The sequence below is a fragment of the Mesorhizobium sp. M7A.F.Ca.ET.027.03.2.1 genome, assembly GCF_003999175.1.
Lineage (GTDB): Bacteria > Pseudomonadota > Alphaproteobacteria > Rhizobiales > Rhizobiaceae > Mesorhizobium.
Genome location: NZ_RZOM01000081.1, coordinates 1 through 10,650, shown reverse-complemented (window position 1 = coordinate 10,650; position 10,650 = coordinate 1). Strand labels below are relative to the sequence as shown.

The following is a 10,650-nucleotide window of genomic DNA, read 5'->3' as shown; positions in this document are numbered from 1 at the left end:
CCCTCTGGCCTGCCGGCCATCTCCCCCTCGAGGGGGGAGATCAGCTATCCATTCCGACGAAGCTCTCTTCCTCAACCACTTCAGCGCCACCCAGCCTGAACGGCGAAAACGATACGCGATGCAGCCGCGCCACCGGGCCATGCGCCTCGATTGCCGTGCGATGGCGAAGCGTGGCGTAGCCCATATGGACTTCGAAGCCGTAGCGGTCGTGATGGTTGCCGCAGCCGCACATCATGCGATCGCGCATCACCTTGGCGACGATCGAGGCGGCGGCGATCGACTGCGAACGCTGGTCGCCCTTGATCAGCGCGCGCCCTTCACAAGGCAGGCCAGGCGGCACGTCGCGTCCATCGGCAAGGGCGAGCTTCGGTCTGACCGACAGCCCTACCAGGGCGCGGCGCATGGCTTCCAGGCTTGCCTTGAGGATGTTGCTGCCGTCGATACCCTCGGCACTGATGGAGGCCATTGAGACCGCCTGCGCAGAGCCGAGAATTCGCAGGAACAAGGCTTCACGCTGCAGATGGCTGAGGCGCTTGGAATCGTCGAGGCCGTCGGGAATGTTGGCGGGATCGAGCACCACGGCCGCGGCGACCACCGGCCCGGCCAGGGGGCCACGGCCGGCCTCGTCCATCCCGGCAACCGGCCACAGCCCCTCCGCCATCGCCTTCGTCTCGAAGGAGAAGTCGGGCTTCTCGATGATCTCAAAGAGAGGCGGAGAATCAGAACGCGCGCGAGCCATGTTGCGGCGAGGTTCGCATCGGCTCTGATTCTCCGCAAGTCCCTCCGGGTCGGGTGGGGCGCCGGACCGGGAGGGCACCGTCTGCAGGCCGGGGCAGGCCGGACGGGATTCTGGTGCCGCGACGGATCAAACCACCGCGACGAATTGTCTCTCAAAGCAGCGTCAGCTGCACCTGGTCTTTCCCGGCGGCAACGAACTGGTCGGTCCGCAGCGTGCGCCGTTCGGCATTGAGGCCGAGCCGCTTGGCTGTGATCTCGAAGCGCCGGCCGATCTGCCAGGCATAGGGACCGGCGCCCTTCATGCGTTTGCCCCATTCCGAATCGTAGTCCTTGCCGTCACGCATCGACCGGACCAGCGACATCACATGGCGGTAGCGGTCGGGATAATGACGCAGCAGCCAATCCTTGAAGATCGGGCTGACCTCCAATGGCAGGCGCAGGATCACGTAGCCGGCTTCGCGCGCGCCGGCCGCACGTGCCGAATCGAGGATGCGTTCCATTTCCGGGTCGGTCAGGCCCGGAATGATCGGCGCCACCATGACCGAGGCCGGGATGCCGGCATCCGAAAGCTGCCGGATCGCTTCCAGCCGCTTGGTCGGTGTCGACGCGCGCGGCTCCATGGTGCGCGCCAGCATACGGTCGAGCGTCGTCACCGACAGCGCCACCTTGGCCAGCCCGCGTTCGGCCATTCGCGACAGGATATCGATATCGCGCGTCACCAGAGCGGACTTTGTCACGATGCCGACTGGATGGCCGCGCGCTTCCAGCACTTCGAGGATTTCGCGCATGATCCGGTATTGCTTCTCGATCGGCTGGTAGGGGTCGGTGTTGGTGCCGATGGCGATGGTGCGCGGCTGATAGCTGTCTTTCGAAAGCTCCTTGTCAAGCAAGCGCGCCGCATCAGGCTTGGCGAACAACTTCGATTCGAAATCCAGACCCGGCGACAGGCCCATGAAAGCGTGCGTCGGGCGGGCAAAGCAATAGACGCAGCCATGCTCACAGCCGCGATAGGGGTTGATGGAACGATCGAAGGAAATGTCGGGCGATTCGTTGCGGGTGATGATTGTGCGCGGCTTCTCGACCTGCACTTCGGTCTTGAAGGGCGGCAGTTCCTCCAGCGAATTCCAGCCATCGTCGAACACGTGCCGGCTGACCGGCTCGAACCGGCCGGACGGATTGATGCCCGCTGACCTGCCGCGGTTGCGGTCCGGGCGGACACGCATGCCGCTCTGCTCGACCATCGCATTGGCCATCTCGGCTCTTCCTGCTCCGAAAGCTGCAATGTCGGCGCGCACGATCTGTTCCATCTTCGCCCGCTCCCAAGGACTGTCCGTGTTGTGTCGAATCGCTCTGTTCATGAAATTATTCCTATTTGGTTGATGAGAACAAAGCAAGAACTTTCTATGGTGGTGCGATGCAAAAACTGGCGCTGTCCGGCGCTTTCCGCTATTCGGCTGAGGATGCTCAGTGTTCTCATCGAAACCCGCAATGACGAGGAGGGCCTCGCCCGCACGCTCGCCTCGCTGATTGGCGGCGCGGTCGAGGGCGTGGTGCGTGAAGTCATCGTCTGCGACATAGGCTCCACCGACCAGACGCATCGTGTGGCCGAGCATGCCGGCTGTCAGTACGTGACGGGCGGTGTCGCTGCCGGCATCCGCCAGGCCAAGGGGGATTGGTTGCTGCTCCTGGAGCCGGGCGCGCGGCTGGTGGAGGGCTGGATCGATGAAGTTGTCGCCCACACGGCCAGGCAGACCATGGCGGCACGGTTTTCGCGCACGCGAGTCAGTCGCACGCCATTCCTGGCCCGGGTCTTTTCGGGAAACCGCGCCTTGGCCGACGGCTTGCTGATCAGCAAGCGTCAGGCGGCTGCCGCGGCAAAGAGCGCCGGCAGTGCCGAGGCCATCGCCCGCGGCCTCGCGACGAAGCGGCTCGACGCGGAGATCTGGATGGCGCCGGCCAAGCAGGAGCGCCGCTCGTCGACGTGATTTTTGCAGTTGCTCAGGTCATTGTGCATTGCACAAAATCTGACGCGGGGTTAGCTTCCGTTCAAGCGGGAATTGGGTTTGGGACATGCCGAGAGGCGAGCACCGATGCGGCATCGGTGGTGCTCTCATAGCCGAGGACCCAATGAAGCTTTCAACCCCCGACACATCCGGCGCGGCCAGTCTCGAGGCCATTGCGCGCAACGGCAGCCTGCTGCGGCGCATCGCCGTACGTATTCCAACCTATCTGACGGACCTGCGGGAGAACCCTGCCTGGCTGCCGATGTTCGTGCTGGCGCGCACGATGCCCGGACGCCGCATGCATTGGCTGGGCGCAAAACGCGCCCGCCCGGTCGCCAATGCCGGGGAACACGATGTTTGCCGGTGTCGAACGGGGGGCGGTCGTCGATGCGTTGCGCTCCGACGGGCTGTTCTCAGGCCTGGTCCTGCCGCCTGATATCCATGAAGAGATCGCCGACTTCGCCGGGCGCACGCCTTGCTTCGGCAATTTCGACCGCCGTCTCGAATTCATGCCGGGGGAACATGCCGAGGCCGAGAAACGCCTTGGCCGCTCGCTGCTCAGCGGGCATTTTTTCGAGCGCATCCTCGACTGCCCGGCGGCTCTTGCCATCCAGCGCGATCCGCTGCTTCTGGATATTGCCGCGCACTATCTCGGCGGCCAGGCAAAACTGATCACGACGCGCGTCTGGTGGAGTTTTCCAACCGGTGCGGCTTCGGACGCCGACAAGAATCTCGCCTCGCTCGGCAAGTATCATTTCGACCTCGATGATTGGCGCATGCTGAAATTCTTCTTCTACCTCAAGCCGGTCGACGCCGACACCGGTCCGCATGTCTATGTCAGGGGCAGCCACAAGCGCCGCAGCCTCAAGCATCAGCTCACGCTTCTGGTTGGCCATCCCGCGCAACAGGTGCTGGATGTCTATGGCGAGCAGAGCCCGGTGACGCTGACCGGCGAGGCCGGTCTCGGCTTCGTCGAGGACCCCTTTGGCTTTCATATGGGCACCGTGCCGGCACGCACGCCGCGACTGATGATGGAAGTCGGCTTCGGCGTATCGCCGCCGTCGCGCCGACGGTTTCATGGCGAGCCGGTTATCCGCTGAGAGCTGCCTATCCGAAGCTCATCTCGACAGGTGTCCAGTGTGTGCGGCGTCTGGCTTGGCGCTGCGCCCTGTTTTCCGTATCGAAGTCAACGCGGACCGGCTCCTGGTTGAACCGTTCGCGGTCGTCCAGGGCGTTGATGATGACGATCGCCCTTGCATCGTCATCTCTGGCGATTGCATCGTCATCTCTGGCGATTGCGGCGACGTAGACACCGCACCGCCGGCAGATCAGATAGTCGGCCGTCCTCAGCCCGAACTGATATCTCCGCAATTGCGTCTCGTCCTTGACCGAGATGACCAGTCTGCCATTCGGATCGGCAACGGCGCGCGAACCATGTCTGACACAGAACGAGCATTGGCAAGCGCGAACTTCGGTTTGCGGTGGCTCGAGCTCGGTTGAAAATTCAAGGCGTATGTTGCCGCAATGGCATCCACCGGTGTGCACGGTCATCGTAGCTGCCTTGTCGTGAACGGCGATGATCGCCTTCAGACAAGGTACTTTTCCGAGGTCCGGTTTGGAATGGGGTTTCAAAGGCGCCGGTGCTGTTTTGCCTGGCGAACGCGGCGTGGAACCGGCGCTTTGCCTCGGCTTTTACGGAGCCGATTTGCCGCGCCGCAAATGCTCGTCCAGGCGCGGCATGATCTCGACGAAGTTGCATGGCGTGTGCCGGTAGTCGAGCTGCGCTTTCAGGATGCCGTCCCACGCGTCCTTGCAGGCGCCTGGCGAACCCGGCAGCACGAAGACGAAGGTGGCGTTGACGAGGCCGCCGGTCGCCCGGCTCTGGATCGTCGAGGTGCCGATCTTGTCGTAGGAAATCCGGTGGAACACTTCCGAAAAGCCATCCATGCGCTTTTCGAAGATCGGCTCCAGCGCGTCCGGCGTCACGTCACGGCCTGTGAAGCCGGTACCGCCGGTGGTGATGACGACATCGATATTCTTGTCCTGTGACCACGCCAGAACCGTGTCGCGGATTTTCTCGCGGTCGTCGGTGACGATATTGCGGGCCGCCAGCAGATGGCCGGCCTCGGTGATGCGGTCGGCCAGCGTCTGGCCGGATTTGTCGTCGGCGAGGCTGCGCGTGTCCGAAACGGTCAGCACCGCGATGCGCACGGGAATGAAGGAGCGGCTCTCGTCAATTCTGGCCATCTGCGCCCTCCGATGCGATGGTGCGCGTCGCCGCGACGAACCAGTCGGGCTGGCGGCCGCGGATCTCGGCGGCGGCGCGCTTGGCGACATTGCCGGTCTCGAACAGGCCGAAGCAGGTGGCGCCGGACCCGGACATCCGTGAAAAACCCGATCCGGCCTTGTTCAGCCAGGAAAGCGCCCTGCCGATGGCGGGCTGCATCGCCAGCGCCGCGGGCTCGAGATCGTTGCGAGTAATCTCCAGCCAGTTGCGCAGGCTGTGAAAATCGATGCCGCGCGGCAGCGGCGGCAAGGCCTCATTGTCGCGCCGGGAAAGCGCTGCAAAGACATCCGCCGTCGACACCGGGGTGCCTGGATTGACCAGCACCAGGCCAAGCGCCGAAAAATCCGGCACCATCGACAGTTCATCCCCGATGCCGCGCGCCACCAGCGGCTTTGCCACCAGGCACATCGGCACATCGGCGCCAAGCGAAAGGCCGATTCGCGCCAGCTCTGCGCCATCGATGTCCAGCGCCCATGTCTCCACCAGCCCGCGCAGCACGGTCGCCGCGTCGCTCGAACCGCCGCCGACGCCGGAGGCAACCGGCAGGTTCTTTTCCAGCCGGATGGCGACCGGCGGTGTTCTCTCGTGCCCGGCTGTCTGCCGCAGGGCATCGCGCGCCTTGAGCACCAGATTGCTGGCGTCGAGAGGAACTTCCGGCGCGTAGCGGCCGGACACGGCAAACTCATCGCTGTCGGCGAGTGCGATTTCGACCCTGTCGCCGAAACGCGTGAATACCGCCAGGCTTTCGATCAGATGATAGCCGTCAGGGCGCCTGCCTGTGACATGCAGCGCAAGATTGATCTTGGCGTACGCAGGCCAAGTGCGCACACCGAAAGCGGTGTCCACTGCGTTTGATGTAAGCGAAATGATGGTCAGTCCTTGGCCAGTCGGTATTCGCCGGTCTTCGGATCCTTGACCAGCGTTCCGATCGCGCCGTTGGCCGTCTGCTTTTCTGTGCGCCGCACCTTGGCGGTCACGCGCTCGGCTTCCCTAATGAAGGTGCGGTAGCCGAAATAAGCGGCAACGCCAACGACGGCGAAGAAAATGATCTGCGGCATGCCAAAACTCCTCCCACGCTGGGCCGGCGAAGGCGGCCGGTCGGGTCGGTTGATGCATGCCGACCCGCTTTTGGGAACACGACATGCATGAAACTCAAGCTCTCATGCTAGACGGTTTTGCCGGGTTTTCAAAGCCCGAAGCGAGACCACAATGCGCGCTCTTCCGCCGCATCGATCACGCCGCTGGCGGCAGCCGCGGCAATATCGGGCGCTGAAAAGCCCTTGCTTGAGCCGAACAGGCCGAAGCGGCTAAGGAAACCGCGCGGCGTCGTGATCAGCCTGAGCTGCGTTTTCGCCCCGAAACGGGTCTTGAGCACCGTTCGCATGTCGCCGAGCGCATCGACCAGACCGAGTTCGAGGCCCTTGATGCCTGTCCAGAACAGGCCGGTGAACAGGTCCGGGTCGTCCTTCAGTTTCGTGCCGCGCCGCTCCTTGACGAGGTCGATGAAGGTTGCGTGCACCTCGAGCTGCAGGGCCTTCAGCCGTTCGACATCTTCCTTCTTCTCGGGCTTGAACGGATCGAGCACCGCCTTGTTCTGGCCGGCAGTGTGGACACGTCGTTCGATTCCGATCTTCTTCATCAGTTCCGGGAAGCCAAACGAAGCTGAGACGACGCCGATCGACCCGACGATGGAGGACGGATCGGCGAAGATCTCGTCACCGGCGACCGCGATCATGTAGCCGCCCGACGCCGCGACATCCTCGACGAAGACCAGTACCTTTTTGTTCTTTTCCGTGGCCAGGTCACGGATGCGCTTGAAGATCAGCCGAGACTGCACCGGCGAGCCGCCCGGCGAATTGATCGAGATGGCGACCGCCGGCGCGTCGTAGGAGAACGCCTTCTCGATGAGGCCGGCGGTGGAAGCCAGCGACAGGCTCGGCCGAAACTGGCCACCGCCTGCCATGATGGTGCCGTGCAGCCGGATGACCGGAATGGTGACGACGGTGGAGCGCCAGGATTTCGGCAGCAGGCGGTTGATAAGGCGTTTCACGAGGGCGCGGTCTCCGGTCGGTGGGTTGCAGGCATGTAGGGATTTCCCGGCCAACGGCAATGTCGCCGGGCAGAATAGCTCAATCTCCGAACAGCGAGGCGAGGCCGTTGGTGATCATTTCGCTGCGCTCGTCGGGGCCGTTGCCTGACTGCGTGTGGAGCATCAGGGGCGGGCGTATGGCAAGCTTTCCCCGCGCCCCGAGCGCTGCCCGCACGACGATGCGGATCGCCGCCGCATCGGGACGAGGGTGGACGGCGAGCATCTCGGCATCGCCGAAGCGGCCGGCGATCGCATCGAGAATGGCGCCGAGCTGTTCGGGCCGGGCGATTACGGCGAGCCCGCCGCGCGGCCTCACCACCGCCGCCGCACTTCTGATCCAGCTCTCGAACAGCCCGTCCTCCATGACATGGGCTTCCTTTCGCAGGCGATCCGATGTGGCGCGGTCCCGGGGGGCATTGAAAGGCGGGTTCATGATGACGAAGTCGAAGTCGTTGTCGGCGAGGCCGGCGGCCGCCCGCGCCCGGCCCGATACGGTGACATTGGCGACCAGCACGGAGGCGCGATCGCTGAGATGGGCATTGCCGGGATGGGCAAGCGTCGCCGCCGCGAAGGCCGCCATTTCCGGCGCGCGTTCGACAAGCACCGCCTCTGCCGCCGGGCAGCGTGACAGCACCGCCAGTCCGGCAGCTCCGGCTCCGGCGCCAAAATCGGCCAGGCGCCCGCTAAAGGTCGATGGCACGGATGCCGCCAGCATCATCGCATCCATGCCGGCGCGATGGCCGCCCTGCTTGGGCTGGACGAGCCAGAACCGGCCGCGATGGAAGGCGTCGACCGTATGGGCCGGCGTGTCCGGAACAAGGGCGGCGGGCGCGGCGGGCATTATTTTCCGCGGATCTCGTTGGCGATGCCGGCATCCCTGAGGATGCGCCGTGCCGCGTCGGCCTGGTCGGCATCGACCATGACGCGTTTCTGCAAAAGACCGATCGATCCTTCGAGAATGCTCATATTCTGATCTGCGACAAAGCAGGCGATGCCAGCGTCGCGCATCAGCGATTCCACAAAGGAGATGATCACGGCATCGTTGGTGCGGACAAGTTCTATCATCGTATGAAACTCGCAGTTTGCGCTATTGATGTAAACGGGCAGGGGATTCCGAGGCAGAGCCCCGTTCCCTCTGTGGTCGTTGACATTCCGTCATCGACGCCGCGCCAATTCGCCACTTGCCGTGGCCATGTCCGCCGCCCTAGAGTCCATGCAGGGACTAAGGGTGCCGTCGCACGCTCTATACCAAGACGGGAGTGATTGTCGTGGGTGTCGTTTTCAACATCGAAAACGGGAAGCGGGAGCCCGCCTCCATCAAGGATCTGATCGATCTGACAGCGGCCGATATGGGGCGCGTCAATGAATTGATCCTGTCCAAGGCCGGCTCCGACGTCGAGATGATCCCGGAGGTCGCCAATCATCTGATCTCGTCCGGCGGCAAACGGCTGCGGCCGATGCTGACGCTGGCCGCCGCGCAGATGTTCGGCTATGCCGGCGAGGGCCACGTCAAGCTCGCCACCTCCGTCGAATTCATGCACACGGCGACGCTGCTGCACGACGATGTCGTCGACGAGAGCGGCATGCGGCGCGGCAAGAAGACCGCCCGCATGATCTGGGGCAACCAGGCAAGCGTGCTGGTCGGTGACTTCCTGCTCGGCCAGGCTTTCCGCATGATGGTCGATGTCGGCTCGCTCGAAGCGCTCGATATCCTGTCGAGTGCTGCCTCGATCATCGCCGAGGGCGAGGTTATGCAGCTTGCCGCCGCCAAGAACCTCGAAACCACCGAGGACGAGCATTTCGCCGTCATCAAGGCCAAGACCGCCGCACTTTTTTCGGCTGCTGCCGAGGTCGGGCCCGTCATTGCCCAGGCGACCCGCAACGATCGTGCGGCGCTGCGCTCCTACGGCATGAATCTCGGCCTTGCCTTCCAGCTGATCGATGACGCGCTGGACTATGGCGGCACCAGCAAGGATCTCGGCAAGAATGTCGGTGACGATTTCCGCGAAGGCAAGGTGACCTTGCCAGTCATTCTCGCCTATCGGCGGGGCACGAAGGCCGAGCGCACTTTCTGGAAGCGTGCCATCGAGGACAATGTCACCGATGACGCCGGCCTGGAAAAGGCGATCGGCCTGATGACTCGCCATGGCGCCATCGCCGACACGATCGGACGAGCCCGCCATTTCGGCGAGATCGCCCGCGACGCGCTGGCGCCGCTGGAAGCGACGCCGCAGAAATCGGCGCTGATCGACGTCATCGATTTCTGCATCAGCCGGGTGAACTGAGCGGCGTCACCCGGTTGCCCGCTGCTTCGCCTTTCCCGGCAAAGCGAACGCGGCCAGCAGGCTGACAAAGATGCCCGCCGCCGCCAGCCAGAAGGCGATCTGTATGCCGTCGGCGATCGCGGCCTTCAGTGCATCGCCAGTCAATCCGCCGACATGGCTGTTGGCGATCGCGATCAATGTCGCCATGCCGATCGCGTTGCCGATGTTGAGCGTCGTGCAGGCCATTCCCGAGGCAACGCCCTGTTCGTCGTGTGCCACGCCCGACGCGGCCGCGATCCACATGGCGGTCCAGACGATGCCCTGTCCGACACCGGAGATGATCAGGCCGGGAACGATGGCGGCATAGCTGCTGTCGGCTGATGCTCCAAGGACCATCAGCGCTGTGCCGGCTGCGCCGACTATCATGCCGCCGACCAGGGTCGAGCGTGTAGAAAAGCGCGTCGCCAGGCGTTCACCAAGCTGCGTGCCGGCGGCGATGGCGATCGACGGCACCAGGAACGCCAGGCCTGTTTGCAGGGCGGTGAAGCCATGTACGGTCTGCAACAGCACGGTCAGGAAATAGGGCAGGGCTCCGAACGTTCCCATGAACAGGAAGGTGATCGTCATGCCGGCGACGAGGCTGCGATTGCGGAACAGCCGCAGCGGCATCAGCGGGTCAGCGCTCTTCGCCTCAATCAGCGCGAAGGCGATAATGAAGATCGCTGCCAGTGCGGCGCTGGCGATGATCGCTGGCGAACCCCAGCCATATTCAGGTCCCTGGACCAGCGTGAAGACCAGCAATGTGGCGCCTGCGGTGACGGTCAGCGCGCCCGGCAGATCGAAGTTGCGGTGCTGGTGCCGCTTGGGATCGCGCGGAATGATGGCAAATGCGGCGATGATGGCGATGCCAGCCAGCAGCACATTGACGTAGAAGACCGACGACCAGCCGAAGGCGCCTGTCAGGATTCCACCGGCCAGTGAGCCAAGGGTAAGGCCGCTCGCGCCGGCACCGCCCCACACCGCCAGCGCCCTGTTGCGTTCCGGTCCTTCGGCAAACAGGCGGTTGATCAGCGAGAGCGTCGCCGGGAACAGGAAAGCGCCGCCGATGCCTTGCACGGCACGCGCAGCGATGATGATTTCCGGCGACCAGGCGAGGCCGCCGACCAGCGACGAAAGCGCATAGAGCCAGAGCGCGAAGATGAAGATGCGGCGCTGACCGATAAGGTCGGCGGCGCGGCCGCCGAACAGTAGAAAACCGCCGGTAAACAC

12 protein-coding genes and 1 pseudogene are annotated in these 10,650 nt (G+C 64.0%); 3 read left to right on the top strand and 10 right to left on the bottom strand.

Translation table 11 applies throughout. From position 1 onward, the window contains the following. Window positions 1-40 precede the first annotated feature (40 nt). Together EN750_RS06075 and EN750_RS06070 are read right to left on the bottom strand one after the other, a co-directional pair. A complete protein-coding gene (locus EN750_RS06075; protein ID WP_127270953.1) occupies window positions 41-739 on the bottom strand; it encodes a ribonuclease HII in 699 nt (232 codons plus the stop codon). A 151-nt stretch (window positions 740-890) separates the two neighbouring features. Further along, on the bottom strand, window positions 891-2,045 hold the full coding sequence (locus EN750_RS06070) for a PA0069 family radical SAM protein (RefSeq protein ID WP_023808673.1): 1,155 nt from the start codon (window positions 2,043-2,045) through the stop codon (window positions 891-893). Between the two features lie 153 nt (window positions 2,046-2,198). Here EN750_RS06070 and EN750_RS06065 point away from each other — a divergent pair, with 153 nt between their 5' ends. Together EN750_RS06065 and EN750_RS06060 are read left to right on the top strand one after the other, a co-directional pair. Then, on the top strand, window positions 2,199-2,723 hold the full coding sequence (locus EN750_RS06065; protein WP_127395893.1) for a glycosyltransferase: 525 nt from the start codon (window positions 2,199-2,201) through the stop codon (window positions 2,721-2,723). Window positions 2,724-2,865: 142 nt separating this feature from the next. Then, window positions 2,866-3,841: pseudogene (locus EN750_RS06060) on the top strand (hypothetical protein). A gap of 7 nt (window positions 3,842-3,848) precedes the next feature. Here the strand turns inward: EN750_RS06060 and EN750_RS06055 are convergent. The 7 genes from EN750_RS06055 to EN750_RS06025 all read right to left on the bottom strand — a co-directional run bounded on the left by EN750_RS06055 (window position 3,849) and on the right by EN750_RS06025 (window position 8,182). Continuing rightward, entirely contained in the window at window positions 3,849-4,292 is a 444-nt protein-coding gene (locus EN750_RS06055; protein ID WP_127395892.1) for an aldehyde-activating protein, read from the bottom strand. 141 nt (window positions 4,293-4,433) lie between these two features. After that, window positions 4,434-4,988, bottom strand: a complete 555-nt coding sequence (moaB, locus tag EN750_RS06050; protein ID WP_127395891.1) for a molybdenum cofactor biosynthesis protein B — start codon at window positions 4,986-4,988, stop codon at window positions 4,434-4,436. Next, window positions 4,975-5,874: a 4-(cytidine 5'-diphospho)-2-C-methyl-D-erythritol kinase gene (locus EN750_RS06045; protein WP_127395890.1), complete on the bottom strand. Its 900-nt coding sequence runs from the start codon at window positions 5,872-5,874 to the stop codon at window positions 4,975-4,977. Before EN750_RS06045 ends, moaB begins: the two co-directional genes overlap by 14 nt. A gap of 26 nt (window positions 5,875-5,900) precedes the next feature. Next, entirely contained in the window at window positions 5,901-6,086 is a 186-nt protein-coding gene (locus EN750_RS06040) for a membrane protein (protein ID WP_023808667.1), read from the bottom strand. Between the two features lie 128 nt (window positions 6,087-6,214). Then, complete coding sequence (locus EN750_RS06035; RefSeq protein WP_023808666.1) at window positions 6,215-7,078, bottom strand: S49 family peptidase; 864 nt, start codon at window positions 7,076-7,078, stop codon at window positions 6,215-6,217. Window positions 7,079-7,157: 79 nt separating this feature from the next. Continuing rightward, the gene (locus EN750_RS06030) at window positions 7,158-7,958 is read right to left on the bottom strand and encodes a methyltransferase (protein WP_127395889.1); all 801 of its coding nucleotides are present in this window, start codon (window positions 7,956-7,958) and stop codon (window positions 7,158-7,160) included. Further along, on the bottom strand, window positions 7,958-8,182 hold the full coding sequence (locus EN750_RS06025) for a DUF2007 domain-containing protein (protein ID WP_063167652.1): 225 nt from the start codon (window positions 8,180-8,182) through the stop codon (window positions 7,958-7,960). Before EN750_RS06025 ends, EN750_RS06030 begins: the two co-directional genes overlap by 1 nt. A 203-nt stretch (window positions 8,183-8,385) precedes the next feature. Here EN750_RS06025 and EN750_RS06020 point away from each other — a divergent pair, with 203 nt between their 5' ends. Further along, window positions 8,386-9,402, top strand: coding sequence for a polyprenyl synthetase family protein (locus tag EN750_RS06020; protein WP_127395888.1), 1,017 nt, complete (start codon window positions 8,386-8,388; stop codon window positions 9,400-9,402). A 6-nt stretch (window positions 9,403-9,408) separates the two neighbouring features. On the opposite strand, the gene EN750_RS06015 is transcribed toward EN750_RS06020, so the two are convergent. Further along, the coding region (locus tag EN750_RS06015) for an MFS transporter (RefSeq protein WP_127395887.1) at window positions 9,409-10,650 on the bottom strand (1,242 nt) is incomplete at its 5' end.

Bases quoted from the DNA above. Each gene is read 5' to 3' on its own strand.
- EN750_RS06075 (WP_127270953.1), bottom strand. From the start codon at position 739: ATGGCTCGCGCGCGTTCTGATTCTCCGCCTCTCTTTGAGATCATCGAG.
- EN750_RS06070 (WP_023808673.1), bottom strand. From the start codon at position 2,045: ATGGAACAGATCGTGCGCGCCGACATTGCAGCTTTCGGAGCAGGAAGA.
- EN750_RS06065 (WP_127395893.1), top strand. From the start codon at position 2,199: ATGCTCAGTGTTCTCATCGAAACCCGCAATGACGAGGAGGGCCTCGCC.
- EN750_RS06055 (WP_127395892.1), bottom strand. From the start codon at position 4,292: ATGACCGTGCACACCGGTGGATGCCATTGCGGCAACATACGCCTTGAA.
- moaB (WP_127395891.1), bottom strand. From the start codon at position 4,988: ATGGCCAGAATTGACGAGAGCCGCTCCTTCATTCCCGTGCGCATCGCG.
- EN750_RS06040 (WP_023808667.1), bottom strand. From the start codon at position 6,086: ATGCCGCAGATCATTTTCTTCGCCGTCGTTGGCGTTGCCGCTTATTTC.
- EN750_RS06030 (WP_127395889.1), bottom strand. From the start codon at position 7,958: ATGCCCGCCGCGCCCGCCGCCCTTGTTCCGGACACGCCGGCCCATACG.
- EN750_RS06025 (WP_063167652.1), bottom strand. From the start codon at position 8,182: ATGATAGAACTTGTCCGCACCAACGATGCCGTGATCATCTCCTTTGTG.